This window comes from Lentzea alba (assembly GCF_011067745.1).
Classification (GTDB): Bacteria; Actinomycetota; Actinomycetes; order Mycobacteriales; family Pseudonocardiaceae; genus Lentzea; species Lentzea alba.
The window spans coordinates 180,840-194,491 of the sequence record NZ_JAAMPJ010000014.1 but is presented as its reverse complement, the minus strand read 5'-3'; the positions used below and the strand labels follow the sequence as shown (position 1 = coordinate 194,491).

Sequence of the window (13,652 nt, the reverse complement as noted above, 5' to 3'; positions counted from 1 at the left end):
GTTGGTTGCGAATAGATGGGAGAAGCCCGTGGAGTACGGAAGCATCGAGAGGGAACTGCGGATCGACGCCACCCCCGAGGTGGTCTACGAGGTGATCAGCTCCGCCGAGCACCTGCGCGAGTGGTGGCCCGACGACGCCGAGCTCGACGCCGTTCCCGGCGGCACCGGCACGATCACCTTCGGCGATCCGGGTTCGCCGGACGCCAAGGTCGAGCAGCTCACCGTCGTGGAGGCCGATCCGCCGCGCCGGTTCGCGTTCCGCTGGGTGTACGACGGGGACTCGGCGGCTCCGGACAACTCGCTGCTCGTCACGATCGACCTCGTCCCCTCCGGCGACGGCACGGTGTTGCGCTTCAAGGAGACCGGCTTCCGCGAGCGCGGCTGGGAAGCGGCCGTGCTGGAGCAGGCCTACCGCGACCACGTCCAGGGCTGGGACCACTTCCTGCCGCGCCTGGTGGCCCGCGCGAACAGCCTGGTCGCACGGCCGTGAGCACGACGATCGACGACGACCTGTGGTCCGCGGTCGGCGATCCGACCCGCCGCAGGATGCTCGACCTGCTGCTCGCCGACGGCGGCGGCACGGCGACCACGCTCAGCGAGCAGCTGCCCGTGACCAGGCAGGCGGTCGCGAAACACCTCGGCGTCCTGGACCGGGTCGGTCTGGTGCACGTGACACCCGCAGGGCGCGAGCGCCGTTACGAGGTGGACGAGACGCAGCTGGCGCGTGCAGTGGCACAGCTGTCGGCCGTCGGCGCGACCTGGGACGCCCGGTTGCAGCGGATCAAGCGGATCGCCGAACGGATTCAGCGGGAGAAGGAAGCAGATCGGTCATGACCACATCGCGCACCGGTTACTCGACGTCGTTCACCGTCGAGCAGTCGCCGGACGAGGTCTTCGCCGCCGTCCTGGACGTCCGCGCCTGGTGGACGGGCGAGGTCGAGGGGTCTGCCGACGAGGTGGGCGCCGAGTTCACCTACCGGCATCCCCCGCAGCACTACAGCCGTCAGCGCGTGACCGAGCTTTCGCCGGGCCGGCGGGTGGTCTGGCAGGTCACCGACAGCCATCTGGCGATCGTCTCGGAGCCGGCGGAGTGGACCGGCAGCGAGATCGTGTTCGACGTCGTTCCCGCGGCGGGTGGTGCGGAGCTGCGGTTCACCCACGTCGGTCTGGTGCCGGACGTCGAGTGCTTCGGCGCGTGCTCCGCGGGCTGGGCGCACTACGTCGGCGGCAGCCTGCGCAGCCTGATCACCACCGGGCGCGGCCTGCCGGATCCGTGGTGATCAGCTGGTCGTCCACCGCGTGACGACCGGGGTGCCGTCGAGTGCCGTCAGCCGGATCCGGACCAGTCCGCGCGGTACCTCGGTGGCGGTGAACCTGCCGTCGGTGATCGGTACCGCACGGCGTGAGCGCGGTGTCTCCACCACCGCCTCGCCCTCGGCACCGGTGACGAGTCCGCGGACCACGTCGTCGTCGATCTCCAGGTTGACCGCGACCCGCTCGGACTCGAAGACGAGCGTCAAGGGCTCGTCGCCGCGCACCAGCACCTCGGACTCGACCAGCTCGGCGAGTTCGGCGTCGAGCGTGCGCAACGCCAGCGCGGCACTCGCGTCGCGGATGACACCCGCCGGGACCGGGTCGAGCTCGTCGGCCGCGGCCCGCAGGACGTCGAGGAAGTCGTCGTCGTTCATGACCGTTCCTCCAGCAGCTCGTTGCCCTTGACCAGCGCTTTCAGTCGGCCGAGGCAGCGCTGGCGGATCGGCCCGATGCTGCCGACCGGCATGTCCAGCGCGAGGGCGACGTCGGCGTAGGCGGGCGGCGGCGAGGCCATCAGCACGCGCAGCAGCTGACGGCAGCGGTCCGGCAGTTCCTCGAAGACCCTCCACAGCGCGGTGTTGCGTTCGGTGGTGAGGAGCTCGTGGTCGACGTCCGGGGCCGGGTCGGGGGAGTCGGCGATCTCCTCCGCCGGTTCCGGCAACCGCCCGGCGCGCCGCAGCAGCTGCAGGCACTCGTGCCGCGCGGTCGTGGACAGCCACCCGGCCAGGCGTTCGGGTTCGGTGATGCGGTCGAGGTGCTCGACCAGCTTGATCCACGTGCACTGCACCGCGTCCGCCGCGTCGGCGTCGTTCAGACGGAAGGCGCGGGCGATCGACCAGAGCAGCCCGCTGAACTGTCTGACCAGCGCGTCCCACGCGGCCTGGTCGCCCCGGGCGGCCGCGGCCACCAACGCTGGGATGTCCATGTGCTCATGATGCCGCGCGATCGCGCCGTGATTCGGATTTTGCACTCGAACGTCGCGACCCGCCGATCGTCTCGAATCGCCGAAATTGCCGCCCAAACTCGGCTCTTCGGGTGCATTCTGATGGGCAACAGCTCAACTCGAGGACTGATGACCATGACGAGTCCGACCGCGTCCTCCCGCCACAACTGGGAGTCCGACCTGGAGCGCTACCGGACCAGGGCGGTCCAGGTGCTCGACACGCACCTGCCCGCCACCAGCGGATGCAGCGAGTGCGGCGACCCGTGGCCCTGCGCCCGCGCGTGCACGGCCGAGCTGGTGCTCGAACTCTGATCAGGATTCCACCCGATCGAGGAACGCCACCACCCCGGTGACGAGCCTCGCGGCCTGTTCGTCCCGTGTGATCGACTCGTGGAAACGCGAGCCGGGTCCCGCGTTCTTCTTTCCGCGCAGGTACAGCGAACACTGCAGGTCCGCACACACGTAGGCACCCACCGAGTTGCCCAGCTGCCCCGACTTGCCCGCCTTGCGCGCGGTCATCAGCGACACCCCGTCCCCGGAATGCGTGGTCAGGCACCACGCGCACATCGTCTTGCGCGCCCGCCCGGCCTGCGCGGCACGCCGCAGCGCGACGCCGACGAGCCGGTCGCCGAGGTCGATCACCAGATATGACCGGTCCGGCGCGGCGGGGTCGGTCCAGCCGAGGAAGTCGAGGTCGTCCCACGGCCGTTCGCCGAGATCCCTGGGTACGTGCATGCGCTTCGCCTCGCCCTTGGTGGAATTGACGAAGGACGCACGGATGTCGTGTTCGGTCAGCGGCTTCATGTCCGGGAACGCTAGGCTTGCCTAGAGGTCCTAGGCAAATCATTAAGGGCCCTAGGAAGGGTGACGGATGGCACGCGCGGGCCTCACCGCCGACCGCCTCACGCAGGCGGCGGCGGAGCTGGCGGACGAGGTCGGCTTCGAGAACGTGACGGTCTCGGCGTTGGCCCGGCACTTCGGCGTGAAGGACGCCTCGCTGTACTCGCACATCCGCAACGCCCACGACCTGCGGGTCCGCCTGGCCGTGCTGGCCCTGGCCGAGCTCGCGGACCAGGTGTCCTCAGCCGTCGCCGGCCGATCGGGCAAGGACGCCCTGGTGGCGTTCGCCAACGCCTACCGCACGTACGCCCGTGAACACCCCGGCCGCTACACGGCGACACAGATGGCGCTGGACCCGGACACGGCGGCGACGTCTGCCGCCTCGAAGCACGCCGAGATGACCCGTGCGATCCTGCGCGGCTACGACCTGTGGGAACCCGACCAGACCGACGCCGTGAGGTTGCTGCACAGCACGTTTCACGGCTACGTCTCGTTGGAACGCGTCGGGGCGTTCCACAGTCACCCGCGCGGGGTGGAGGCGTCGTGGCTGCGCGCGCTCGACGCCCTCGACTCGCTGCTGCGGGCGTGGCCGGTGGGCCGATGAGCGTGTCCCTGTACGAGCGTGGCTCGGTGACTACTCCGGCACGCCTGCAACGGCGACTACCTGAACGGCTACTTCGCCGACAAGGTCGCCACTGCCGCACACCTGCACGCGGCCATCACCTCCGACGACAGTTGGTGGTAGTTGGGGTGATCTGCAATCGATTGCATTGGCTCGTAACTACAACCAACTCGCAGGCGCGGCATTGTGAGAGCGTGACCACCGGTGTTCTCTCACCGCAGCCGTACCCGACCTGACAAAGCACTACTGGTGTTCGACCGCGATCGCCGAGTACCTGCGAGACGTGTGACGCTCACAAGCGCGGCCGGCTGAGCAACCGGGAGAGCACGATCGCGCTCTCGGTCCGCTCGATCGGCGCGGTGGCGCGCACCCGTTGGATGGCCTGTTCCAGATGCGGGATGTCCCGGGCGAGCAGGTAGATCATCGCGTCGGCCGCGCCGGAGACGGTGCAGGCCTCGACGACCTCGGGGATGCCGTCCAGCGCCCGGCGCAGCTCGGCCGGGGTGGGGTTGCCGCTGCAGTAGACCTCGACGAACGCCTCGGTGTGCCAGGCCAGCGCCTGCGGATCGACGATCGCGGTGAACCCGCGGATCGCGCCGGTGGCCACCAGCCGGTCCAGTCGTCTCTTGGCCGCGGACGCCGACAGCCCGGCGGCCTTGCCGATCTCGGCGTAGGTGGCGCGGGCGTTGCGCAGCACGCACTGGATGATCGCTTCGTCGATGGTGTCCACACCCGTGAGGATCCGGCGTCACGCAAATAAACGCCAGCAGGCGGCTCACATTGCAAAAAACCCAGTACAAGACGCCGCAAATGAAGATTGTTTGCAGCGCTCGTCCGAACCTACTGTCCTGCTCGTGACGATGAACGACGTGGAAGCGGCCGCACTGGCCGCGGTGGACGAGGCGGAGATCGGGCGGCTGCTGGTGGAGCTGCTCGAAGTGCCGAGCGTGACGGGCAGCGCCGCGGAGTCCGAGGTGCAGCACGTCCTGGCCGCGAAACTGGAGCGCCTCGACCTGGACGTCGACCTGTGGTCGATGGACCTGGACGGTCTGCGCGCACACTCCGACTTCCCCGGCGGCGAGGCGCCGCGCACCGAGGCCTGGGGCCTGGTCGGCACGCGCAGCCAGGGGGACGGGCCGACGCTGGTGTTGCAGGGGCACGTCGACGTCGTCCCGCCCGGCGACCTGGCGCAGTGGGACGGCGATCCGTTCCGCCCGCGGATCGCCGGGGACGTGGTGCACGGCCGCGGCGCGTGCGACATGAAGGCCGGTGTGGTGGCGATCCTCGCCGCGCTGGGTGCGATCCGCGTGTCGGGCGCGACGTTGGACGGGCAGGTGTCGGCGCACTTCGTCGTCAGCGAGGAGGACGGCGGGCTCGGCGCGTTCGGCACGCTGGAGCGCGGGCACACCGGTGACGCCTGCATCATCACCGAGCCGACCAGCGGAGCGTTGATGATCGCGAACGCCGGTGCGCTCACCTTCCGGATCGAGGTGCCGGGCCGGGCCACCCACGGCAGCACCAGGTACGTGGGCGTCAGCGCCATCGACTCCTACCTGCCGATCCACCAGGCGCTCGCCCGGCTCGAAGCCCGCCGCAACGCCGGTGCCGACCCGCTCATGGCCGACTACCCCGTCGCGTACCCGTTGTCCGTCGGCACCGTGCAGGCCGGCGACTGGGCCAGCACCGTCCCCGACCTGCTGGTGGCGGAGGGACGACTGGGCGTCCAGCTCGGCGAGGATCCCGCCCTGGCCCGCGCCGAGCTGGAGAACTGCGTGGCCGAGGCCTGCGAGGCGGACCCGTGGCTGCGCTCGCACCCCGCCACCGTGACGTGGCCGGGCGGCCAGTTCGCGAGCGGCCGGCTGCCGGCGGGACATCCGCTCGCGGACGTCGTCGGTACGGCGCACGCCGACGTCACCGGCGGGCCGCGGCCTGCCGAGCGGGGCGCTCCCTACGGCAGCGACCTGCGGCTGTACGCCGGGGCGGGGATCCCGACATTGCAGTACGGGCCCGGCGACGTCCGGCTCGCCCACAGCCCGCAGGAGCAGGTCCGGGTGAGCGAGATCGTCACCGTCACCAGGGCGTTGGTGCTCGCCACCCTGCGGACGGTCGGAGCGGCCCGATAGGCCTCACCGGGACTGGCTCCGGGTGTCCCCGGCGGGGGTGGCCGCCCAGCTGGCGAGGAGCTTGAGCTGGTCCTCGTCGGGGGTGCCCGGCTCGGCGGTGTAGATGATCAGGGAGTGGGCCTCGCTGCTGGAGATGGGCAGGTCCAACGGCTGATAGGTGAGTTCCAGCGGGCCGGCGTCGGGGTGGTTGAGGTGTTTGACGCCGCCGTGGTGGATGCGCACGGTGTGCGTGGCCCACTGGGTGCGGAACTCGGCGCTGACCGTCGACAGCTCTCCGATGAGCTCGCGCAGCGCCTTGTCGTCGGGATACCGGCCGGCCTCGGCGCGCAGGAGTGCGGTGGTGATGGTGGCGGCACTGTCCCAGTCGCCGACGAAGTCGCGGGAGCCCTTGTCGAGGAACCAGAACCGGGCGAAGTTGGGCCGCCCGCGCTGGTTCGCGGTGTGACTGCGGTACAGGGGCGAGAACAGGGCGCGGGCGAGCGCGTTGGCGGCCACGATGTCCAGGCGGCCGTTGGTGACGTAGGCCGCGGACAGGGTCATGGAGTCGAGCAGCCACTGGACGCGGGGCGGCAGGTCGACGGCCTTGCGCCGACGCCGCGCCACGGGGCTGGGCTGCGCGGCCTTGGCGAGATCGAACAGGTAGGTGCGCTCGTCGTCGTCGAGCTGCAGAGTGCGGGCCACCGCGTCGAGCACCTCGTCGGACACGCCGCTGATGTGGCCTTTCTCCAGCCGGGTGTACCACTCGGTGCTCACCCCGGCGAGGACCGCGACCTCCTCGCGGCGCAGCCCGGGCACCCGGCGCCGACCACCGGCGGGCAGTCCGACCTGCTCCGGGGTGAGCTGGGCGCGCCGACGGGCGAGGAAGTCGCGGATGTCGGCGCGATTGTCCGAGCGAGGGGCCATAGCTTCACGGTAATGAAGGCCTCAGCCGCAGGCAGGTCGAGTTTGTACCCCCATAACCTCGACCTTTGTCGATGGCGGCCTCGCCCGACATCTGTTCCGCTGACCGGTCTCGGCTCTTCAACCCGATACTGGTCCGCTGCTTGGATGAGCACCATGCGCGCCCTGCTGCTCTCCGTGCTGCTCACGTTGTCGTTCGCGGTGCCGGCCCAGGCCGGCACCAAGTTCGTGGTGCTCGAGGACGTCGACCCGACGATCCTGCACGACGTCCGCTACTACACCGCCCACAACTTCGTCGGCACCCGCATCGACGGCTACCACCAGCCGCTGTGCATCCTCACCAGGCCGGCGGCGCTCGCGTTGCGCAAGGTGCAGCGGGAGATGCTCAAGCAGGGCTACACGCTCAAGGTCTACGACTGCTACCGCCCGCAGCGCGCGGTCGACCACTTCGTGCGGTGGGCGCGTGATCTCGCCGACCAGCGGATGAAGACCGAGTTCTACCCGCGGGTCGACAAGACGCGGCTGTTCGAGGACGGCTACATCGCGGGGAAGTCCGGGCACAGCCGCGGGTCGACCCTCGACCTCACGATCGTGCGGCTGCCCGCGCGTTACCAGCGGCCGTACGTGCCGGGGGAGCCGTTGGTGAACTGCTATGCGCCCCAACGGTTCCCGGACAACACCGTGGACATGGCCACCGGCTACGACTGCTTCGACACGCTCTCGCACACCGACGACCCGCGCGTCACCGGCACAGCTCGGGAGAACCGGCAGTTGTTGAAGAAGGCGATGACGGACAACGGGTTCCGCAACCTGCCCGAGGAGTGGTGGCACTTCACCTTCAACGGCGAGCCCTACCCGGACACCTACTTCGACTTCCCGGTCAGGCGAGGTTCTTGGTGAAGAACTCGTCGAGCTTGTCGAAGGGGATGCGGTCCTTGCGGTCGTACAGGTCGACGTGGTCCGCGCCCGGCACGACCAGCAGGCCGACGGCTTCGGGGGCCTTCACCTGGACGTCCTGGGAGTAGTAGAGGGAGTGCGCGTTGGCGCCGGCCACCAGGAGGGCCTTGCGGGGCGCCAACAGGTCGAGGTTCGTCATCAGCTGGAACCCGAAGAACGACATCGGCGTGGTCCCGGTCCACGCGGTGGTGGAGTTGATCGAGCGCGGGTGGAAGCCGCGCTCGGTGCGGTAGTAGTCGAAGAAGATCCTCGTGATCGGATCGGCGTCCGCCGGCAGGGTCTTGGGCAGGACGCGGTTCGAGGGGGCGACGTCGCCGTTCTTGTCGAACGGGATCTCGTGGGAGAGCCGCGCGTAGGTGCCGTTCTCGGCGTCGATCCAGCGCTGCCGGCTGAGGTGGGCCACGACCTTCTGGCGCTGCTCACGCGTGTAGAAGTCCTGGTGACCACGGGACATGCTGCGCGACATGTCGTACATCGAGGCCGTGGCGACCGCCTTGATGCGGTCGTCTGCCGCCGCCGCGGTGAGCGCCATCCCGCTCAGGCCGCAGATGCCCTGCGCGCCGATCCGGTCGCGGTCGACGAGTTTCTGCAGGCCGAGGAAGTCGACGGCGGCGCTCCAGTCCTCGGTGTTGATGTCGGGCGAGCCCACGTCACGCACCTTGCCGCCGCTCTCCCCGGTGAAGGAGGGGTCGAAGGCGAGGGCGACGTAGCCGCGGCGGGCGTACTCGTTGGCGTAGAGGCCCGACGACTGTTCCTTGACCGCGCCGAACGGGCCGCTGACCGCCAGGGCGGGCAGCTTGCCCTTGGCGTTCTTCGGAACGTAGAGGTCCGCGGCGAGCTCGATGCCGTAGCGGTTCCGGAACCGCACCGGGGTCCGCTTGACGTTCTTGTCCAGCGCGAAGGTGTAACCGCCGTTGCCCTGTCCGGTGGCGCCCGCGCTGATGGAGGGCAGAGCCGTGAAGGAGGCGGCGGTGGCGGCGATGAGTCCGAGCGCTGTGCGGCGTTCCATGGAGTTGACCTCATCTTCTATTGGTGGGAAACGATTCCCAGACAACCGCTTCCGCGCCAGGACAGGCAGGTCGGGTTTGTGGGGGGACAAGCTCAACCCCCCAGGGCTGGCTACGATCGTCGGTGTGTCGAAGACTTGGGCACTCGCTGCCGTCGCTCTTCTCGCCGCCTGTCAGTCCGCCCCCGCGCCACCGCCCTCCGATGCGCCGAAAACCCAGTCACCGCAGGCGTTTCCGGACCAGCAGTCCAAGTCACCTGTACTGGGGCTGGAGTTCTGGGTGAACGACGCGAAGTCACCGATGCGCACCCGTGCGATGACGGCGTCGGTGCGCCGCAGCTCCCGGTACAGCCGCAGCTTCCAGTCCTCGCCGAACTCGATGCCCCGGTGCGGGTCGCGGTCGAAGAACACCTCGTGGCCGGCGTCGCGCAGCCAGCCGAAGATCTCGTTCGCCCGCGCCTCGTCTGGGCTGGCGTAGCTCAGGAAGACCTTGGCCACGACACCCCCGTCGGGTTCTCTTGACTCCGTCCACCGTAGGGACCGGCGGTGCGGTTGTGACCGTTATCGGGATTTCCTCACGGGCCGACCCAGAGGTGCGACGGCACCTGCGCGTAGTCGGCGATGCTGTCGACTTCCGCCGCGAACTCCGGATGCTCCGGCCCGATGATCCACGTCGGCGGATCCTGCGGCTGTCCGGCGAGCCGGGACGACAACTCCTCGAACGCCTCCCGGGAGTGCCCGCGGGGCCTCCACAGCAGGCATGGTCCGGGCACCTGGGTGGAGACTCGCTGGCCCAGCGCCGTCACGATGATCTCGGGGCCGCCCAGTTCGCTGTCGAGCAAGCACAGCGACGCCCCGGTCGACAAGGCCAGCGTCGCGAAGGTTTCCCGGATCGACGGTGACATCAGGAACAGCTGGCTCTGCGCGTTGACCGCCGGCATGAAGCCGAACCTCCAGTGGTCCGGCAGGACGGCGTAGGTCTCGCCGGCGCTGAGGTAGACGTAGCCCACCATGATTCGGCTGCTGCCGTCCGGGTCCGACATCGCGTCCCGGTATGCGCGCAGGGGCTCGTCCGCCGGAAAGCTGAGGGACAGGTCGAAGGTTCCGCCCAGCTGATCGGAGCCGGCCAACTCCACCGTTGTACCGCTGGCGAAGCCATGAGTGCCGGGCAGCCTGACCGAGGTGCCGTCGGGCAGGAGGACAGTCGTCCACTTTTCTGACCGCGGTGCGCAGAGATCCGCGACCGCGGTCAGAAAGCGGCGGACGTCCCGCCTGTGCACGTAGAACTCGTAGCTGAAGTCGATGCCCATGTCGTCACGCCGAGGAGTTCAGCCGCGCGAGCAGGGCGCGGGTGTGCTCGGCGATGCGCGGATGCGTCTGCGGCTGCGCGGCCACCGCTCGGACCTGCGCCACGACCGCCGCGGGCACCGGTCCTGAGCACAGCCGGTCGATCTCCTGCAGATGATGCAACAGCTCCACCGGGTCACCGGCTTCGGCCGCGCGGGCAAGAGCGTCCGCCGCGTCGGTGAGCGCCGTGCCCTGGGTGCGTTTCTGCCGCGCCCACAACAACGTGGCCTCGACGATGTCGACCGCCGACCGGGACGGGTCGCGGGCGGCCTGGTTGTAGACGCGCTGAGTCGTGTCGACCGAGGCGTGGCCGACGTCGGCCTGGACGTGGGTCATGTCAGCACCGCCCTCCGCGGCGCTGGTGACGTAGAAGTGGCGCACGACGTGCGGGCCGAGGGCTCCCGCGACCGCGGCCAATTCCGGCCCGGCCGCCCGCGCGACGCGGCGCAGCAGGGCCCACATGTCGCGGGGGTTCACGCGTCCGCCGTCGCGGGTGACGATCAGCGGTGTGCGGTGCGGGGCCACCTGGTGCGGCAGCGACAGCACCGAGGCCCGTGACCAGCGGTCTCGTTCGGCCAGGTATTCCGCGATCGCGTTGTCGGCCAGCGCCGACAGGTACACGATGCGCACCTTCCCGCCCTTGCCCAGCACCCGCAGCGCGGTGCGGCCGCGGTTCTGATGCAGGTCACCGCGATCCAGTCCGGCCGTCTCCCCGACCCGCAACCCGAGCGTGAACAGCGCCGTGATCGCCACCGACCGCAACGCCATCAGCCGGCTCACCCCGCGCCGCACCCGTGCCGCGGTGTGCAGCAGCAGCTCGACCTGCCCTCCGGTCAGCACCACCGTGGCGGAGGTGTCGTGGCTGCGGCCAAGGCCCAGTCCCGACCGGTCGAAGTTCGTCGGATCCCCTGGCACAGCACCGTGTTCCCACAGATATCCGTAGAACTTGCCCACCACGGCCAGTCGGTGCGCACGGGTCGACTTGGGAACCCCTGCCGCGGCCAGTTCCTGCTGCCACTGCTTGACCTCGGTGGAGGTCACCACCAGCGGGTGCACGCGGACGTGGTCACACCAGCGAAACCACGCCAGGTGCCGGAACTTGCCGGTGCGCACCGGCGGCTTGCTGGAACGCGGCACGGCGGCGGGTTGCGGGGTGAGCGATTCGACCCACGCGCGGCTGACTCCCAGCGCGTCGGCATAGGACAGTCGCGTCGCCCGCGAGGTGTAGCCCAGCAGCCAGTCCCGCAGCAGCCGCTCCAGCTCGGCGAGCTCGCTGAACAACTCCGAGGGCAGCTCCATCGCGCCAGGCGAGGCGGTCAGCTCCACTTGATCGCGCACGCGGCTCACGGTAGCGGTCCGTCCTGGTCAGGCCCGTCCTGGTCGGCAGTCGCGAGCGCGGCCAACGCTGCCTCGATCCTGTTGTCCGGGGCCGGGGCTTCGGCAGGGGATGCGAGCGCGGCACGAACGGCGCCGAGCACGTCGAGAAGCCGCTGCCGGTGTGCCGCCTCGCGTTCGGTCTGTGCTCGCAGCGCCTGGAGCTGTTCGCCGTGGTGCAGGGCGCGGTTTTCGTGTCCCGCGACCAAGGCCGCCAACGACGCGTCGTAGGCGTTCTTCTGGGCGGTGAGCGCGCCGGCCTGGTCACGGCGCATCTGCTCGACCTCCTCGAGGCGAGCGGCACGTTCCTGCTCGATCCGGCTGGCGAAGGACTGCCGATCGGCTTCGGCCCGCTGCTGCTCGTCGTCGAGTTGCTGTCGCAGCGCGGCGAGCTCCGCGGTGAGGTGAGCCGCCTTCTCCCGGGCGCTGGCGGCTTGTTCGTGCGCGAGGGCCACGCGGGTGTCGGCAGCCTGCGCAGTGGCAGCCTCACGTGCGGCCGCGTCGGCGGCTTGCTGTTCGGCGGTGTCGCGCTGCGCCTGCATGCGGTCGCGAGCGGTGTAGGCCTCCGCACGCGCCTGTTCCGCGGCGTCGCGGGTTTTGAGCGCGGCCGTCTCCGCCGCGCGGGACTCCGCGGCCTGCCGCAGCGCCTCATCGCGGGCGAGTTCGGCCGCATGCGCCTTTTCCAGCGCCCGGTCACGTTCCTCGATCGCCGAGCGCGCTTCGGCTTCGGCCGCCTCGGCCCGCGCAATCAGGCGTTCTTCCACGGCGTCGAGGGCGGTGCGGGCTGCGGTCATCGCTTCGAGGAGCCCGTTGACCGGCTCCCACGCGTCGTCGAGCTGCTCGGCCAGGTCTGTTGCGGTCTGCCGCAGTGTCACCGCTTCGCCACCGGTGAGGTCGACCGCGCGGGACGCGGCTCGCTGCAGCTTCGCCTGGGCCTGGCAGTCCTTGCCGTCGTCCCAGCAGTACAGCGGCGGCCGTCCGGTCGGCTTCCGTGCCATCACCGGTGTGCCGCAGAACCGGCATGGCTGGCTGCGAACCGTCTGACCTGCGGTTTCTGGGGGAGCGCTCACCCGCACAGCCTAACACAGTTTCTGTTTCCGTAACTCTGAACCACTTTCTGTTTCCGGATACCGGGTACTCGGGAGCGACCTTGCCGAGATAAGTGTCATTATCTCGGCAAGGTATGCACTAGCGAATCCCGAAGGCCTGCGGGTGGCGGAACCGTGCCGCGAAAACCAGGGGGCCGTCACCGTGACGAAAGTCGCCCTTGGGATCTTGGGATCGGGCGTCGTGATCATCGGTCACATGAGTGAAGGTCGCGCCTATTTGGCGTGAAACGAGCCTCGCGATCGGAGATGATGGCGGCGTGCGACCCGTTGGCGGCCGGTGGTCCTGATCGCCGACGCGATCGTGACGCTGGCCCTGCTGCCGCTCACGGTGGACGTCGCGACCGGAGGTGTGCTCGCCCCGGCAACCAGCTGGACGTGGTCGGCGCTCGGCGTGCTGTTGCTCGCGGCCGCTGCCCTTGGCCTGCACGGACTGCGTCGTGGCGACCGCATAAGCGCGAGGTTCCCGGACCACCCGCAGCTGGTGGTGTCGAGCAGGGAACGCGACTACGACCGGCTCGCCACGAGGCTGCGGATGCACGGCGCGGTCGTGATCAGTCCGCTGAACCGGACCCAGGAGCACCTGGCCGGGTGCGATCCAGAGGAACTCGCCGGACGAGTTCGGTAGCCCCGTCTTTCTGATCAATGTCAGGCCGAACATTCCGTCCGGCTTTGTAAGATATCGACGACTTTGTCTGGCAGTGGCTATGTTCGCCGGGACAACTTCGTGTGATCCGGAACGAAAATCGCTCGGGAGGAGATTTTCGTGCAGAAATCACGCCCAAGCACCTTTTTCGCGATGCTCACCGCGACCGAGGTGAACCTGCGGTCGAGCGCGCGACCAGCCCAGGCCACACCAGGGCAGTGCACGGGTTCGTGGGTCAGGCTGACGGCCACCGTCGGGGTGTTCAAGCACACCAGCCCCAATCCGTCGGACATCGACTACTACCTCTCCGGCGGCCAGTATCACCCGTGCCGGGCATTGTTGCTCGGTGACCGGTACAGCGGCTGCGGTTATACGAACGCCAACGGATACATTCTCATTCCGAAAATCATCGGCGGTGCCTTCTACGCGCTTCAGGGGCACGCCGGTCACACTAGAGCGCGGCCCGTATCCTGA

19 protein-coding genes are annotated in these 13,652 nt (G+C 69.5%); 9 read left to right on the top strand and 10 right to left on the bottom strand.

The window, feature by feature from the left end:
• Window positions 1-28 precede the first annotated feature (28 nt).
• The 3 genes from G7043_RS39100 to G7043_RS39090 are packed head-to-tail and all read left to right on the top strand — an operon-like array spanning window position 29 to window position 1,280.
• Complete coding sequence (locus G7043_RS39100) at window positions 29-490, top strand: SRPBCC domain-containing protein (protein WP_166053741.1); 462 nt, start codon at window positions 29-31, stop codon at window positions 488-490.
• The gene (locus G7043_RS39095; RefSeq protein WP_166053740.1) at window positions 487-834 is read left to right on the top strand and encodes an ArsR/SmtB family transcription factor; all 348 of its coding nucleotides are present in this window, start codon (window positions 487-489) and stop codon (window positions 832-834) included. The genes G7043_RS39100 and G7043_RS39095 overlap by 4 nt, the downstream gene beginning before the upstream one ends.
• The gene (locus tag G7043_RS39090) at window positions 831-1,280 is read left to right on the top strand and encodes an SRPBCC family protein (RefSeq protein WP_166053739.1); all 450 of its coding nucleotides are present in this window, start codon (window positions 831-833) and stop codon (window positions 1,278-1,280) included. Before G7043_RS39095 ends, G7043_RS39090 begins: the two co-directional genes overlap by 4 nt.
• On the opposite strand, the gene G7043_RS39085 is transcribed toward G7043_RS39090, so the two are convergent.
• Entirely contained in the window at window positions 1,281-1,688 is a 408-nt protein-coding gene (locus G7043_RS39085) for a hypothetical protein (protein ID WP_166053738.1), read from the bottom strand.
• Entirely contained in the window at window positions 1,685-2,239 is a 555-nt protein-coding gene (locus G7043_RS39080; protein WP_166053737.1) for a sigma-70 family RNA polymerase sigma factor, read from the bottom strand. Before G7043_RS39080 ends, G7043_RS39085 begins: the two co-directional genes overlap by 4 nt.
• Window positions 2,240-2,392: 153 nt before the next feature.
• Between G7043_RS39080 and G7043_RS39075 the strand changes: the two genes are divergently transcribed.
• Window positions 2,393-2,569 carry a hypothetical protein gene (locus tag G7043_RS39075; RefSeq protein WP_166053736.1) on the top strand — a complete coding sequence of 59 codons (177 nt, stop codon included), beginning with the start codon at window positions 2,393-2,395 and terminating at the stop codon, window positions 2,567-2,569.
• Here the strand turns inward: G7043_RS39075 and G7043_RS39070 are convergent, their stop codons facing one another.
• On the bottom strand, window positions 2,570-3,061 hold the full coding sequence (locus tag G7043_RS39070; protein WP_166053735.1) for an FBP domain-containing protein: 492 nt from the start codon (window positions 3,059-3,061) through the stop codon (window positions 2,570-2,572).
• Between the two features lie 67 nt (window positions 3,062-3,128).
• Between G7043_RS39070 and G7043_RS39065 the strand changes: the two genes are divergently transcribed.
• The gene (locus tag G7043_RS39065; protein ID WP_166053734.1) at window positions 3,129-3,701 is read left to right on the top strand and encodes a TetR/AcrR family transcriptional regulator; all 573 of its coding nucleotides are present in this window, start codon (window positions 3,129-3,131) and stop codon (window positions 3,699-3,701) included.
• A 310-nt stretch (window positions 3,702-4,011) separates the two neighbouring features.
• Here the strand turns inward: G7043_RS39065 and G7043_RS39060 are convergent, their stop codons facing one another.
• On the bottom strand, window positions 4,012-4,449 hold the full coding sequence (locus tag G7043_RS39060; RefSeq protein WP_166053733.1) for an Lrp/AsnC family transcriptional regulator: 438 nt from the start codon (window positions 4,447-4,449) through the stop codon (window positions 4,012-4,014).
• Window positions 4,450-4,579: 130 nt separating this feature from the next.
• Between G7043_RS39060 and G7043_RS39055 the strand changes: the two genes are divergently transcribed.
• Window positions 4,580-5,842 carry an ArgE/DapE family deacylase gene (locus G7043_RS39055; RefSeq protein ID WP_166053909.1) on the top strand — a complete coding sequence of 421 codons (1,263 nt, stop codon included), beginning with the start codon at window positions 4,580-4,582 and terminating at the stop codon, window positions 5,840-5,842.
• 3 nt (window positions 5,843-5,845) lie between these two features.
• Here the strand turns inward: G7043_RS39055 and G7043_RS39050 are convergent, their stop codons facing one another.
• A complete protein-coding gene (locus G7043_RS39050; protein WP_166053732.1) occupies window positions 5,846-6,745 on the bottom strand; it encodes a helix-turn-helix domain-containing protein in 900 nt (299 codons plus the stop codon).
• A 144-nt stretch (window positions 6,746-6,889) separates the two neighbouring features.
• Between G7043_RS39050 and G7043_RS39045 the strand changes: the two genes are divergently transcribed.
• Complete coding sequence (locus G7043_RS39045) at window positions 6,890-7,642, top strand: M15 family metallopeptidase (RefSeq protein WP_166053731.1); 753 nt, start codon at window positions 6,890-6,892, stop codon at window positions 7,640-7,642.
• Here G7043_RS39045 and G7043_RS39040 read toward each other — a convergent pair.
• The 5 genes from G7043_RS39040 to G7043_RS39020 all read right to left on the bottom strand — a co-directional run bounded on the left by G7043_RS39040 (window position 7,623) and on the right by G7043_RS39020 (window position 12,496).
• On the bottom strand, window positions 7,623-8,708 hold the full coding sequence (locus G7043_RS39040; RefSeq protein WP_166053730.1) for an alpha/beta hydrolase: 1,086 nt from the start codon (window positions 8,706-8,708) through the stop codon (window positions 7,623-7,625). The genes G7043_RS39045 and G7043_RS39040 overlap by 20 nt on opposite strands.
• Before the next feature lie 171 nt (window positions 8,709-8,879).
• Complete coding sequence (locus G7043_RS39035; RefSeq protein ID WP_166053729.1) at window positions 8,880-9,203, bottom strand: toll/interleukin-1 receptor domain-containing protein; 324 nt, start codon at window positions 9,201-9,203, stop codon at window positions 8,880-8,882.
• Window positions 9,204-9,280: 77 nt separating this feature from the next.
• A complete protein-coding gene (locus G7043_RS39030; protein ID WP_166053728.1) occupies window positions 9,281-10,015 on the bottom strand; it encodes a hypothetical protein in 735 nt (244 codons plus the stop codon).
• Between the two features lie 4 nt (window positions 10,016-10,019).
• On the bottom strand, window positions 10,020-11,390 hold the full coding sequence (locus tag G7043_RS39025; protein ID WP_313888294.1) for a tyrosine-type recombinase/integrase: 1,371 nt from the start codon (window positions 11,388-11,390) through the stop codon (window positions 10,020-10,022).
• A 5-nt stretch (window positions 11,391-11,395) separates the two neighbouring features.
• Entirely contained in the window at window positions 11,396-12,496 is a 1,101-nt protein-coding gene (locus G7043_RS39020; protein ID WP_207312313.1) for a hypothetical protein, read from the bottom strand.
• A 316-nt stretch (window positions 12,497-12,812) separates the two neighbouring features.
• Between G7043_RS39020 and G7043_RS39015 the strand changes: the two genes are divergently transcribed.
• Both G7043_RS39015 and G7043_RS39010 read left to right on the top strand, forming a co-directional pair.
• Window positions 12,813-13,160 carry a hypothetical protein gene (locus tag G7043_RS39015; protein WP_166053726.1) on the top strand — a complete coding sequence of 116 codons (348 nt, stop codon included), beginning with the start codon at window positions 12,813-12,815 and terminating at the stop codon, window positions 13,158-13,160.
• A 138-nt stretch (window positions 13,161-13,298) separates the two neighbouring features.
• Window positions 13,299-13,652 (top strand): hypothetical protein, encoded by a 354-nt coding sequence (locus G7043_RS39010; protein WP_166053725.1) that lies wholly within the window; start codon window positions 13,299-13,301, stop codon window positions 13,650-13,652.

Excerpts from the sequence above, each read along its gene's own strand:
- G7043_RS39090 (WP_166053739.1), top strand. The coding sequence starts at position 831 with ATGACCACATCGCGCACCGGTTACTCGACGTCGTTCACCGTCGAGCAG.
- G7043_RS39085 (WP_166053738.1), bottom strand. The coding sequence starts at position 1,688 with ATGAACGACGACGACTTCCTCGACGTCCTGCGGGCCGCGGCCGACGAG.
- G7043_RS39080 (WP_166053737.1), bottom strand. The coding sequence starts at position 2,239 with ATGGACATCCCAGCGTTGGTGGCCGCGGCCGCCCGGGGCGACCAGGCC.
- G7043_RS39075 (WP_166053736.1), top strand. The coding sequence starts at position 2,393 with ATGACGAGTCCGACCGCGTCCTCCCGCCACAACTGGGAGTCCGACCTG.
- G7043_RS39070 (WP_166053735.1), bottom strand. The coding sequence starts at position 3,061 with ATGAAGCCGCTGACCGAACACGACATCCGTGCGTCCTTCGTCAATTCC.
- G7043_RS39065 (WP_166053734.1), top strand. The coding sequence starts at position 3,129 with ATGGCACGCGCGGGCCTCACCGCCGACCGCCTCACGCAGGCGGCGGCG.
- G7043_RS39055 (WP_166053909.1), top strand. The coding sequence starts at position 4,580 with ATGAACGACGTGGAAGCGGCCGCACTGGCCGCGGTGGACGAGGCGGAG.
- G7043_RS39050 (WP_166053732.1), bottom strand. The coding sequence starts at position 6,745 with ATGGCCCCTCGCTCGGACAATCGCGCCGACATCCGCGACTTCCTCGCC.
- G7043_RS39045 (WP_166053731.1), top strand. The coding sequence starts at position 6,890 with ATGAGCACCATGCGCGCCCTGCTGCTCTCCGTGCTGCTCACGTTGTCG.
- G7043_RS39040 (WP_166053730.1), bottom strand. The coding sequence starts at position 8,708 with ATGGAACGCCGCACAGCGCTCGGACTCATCGCCGCCACCGCCGCCTCC.
- G7043_RS39030 (WP_166053728.1), bottom strand. The coding sequence starts at position 10,015 with ATGGGCATCGACTTCAGCTACGAGTTCTACGTGCACAGGCGGGACGTC.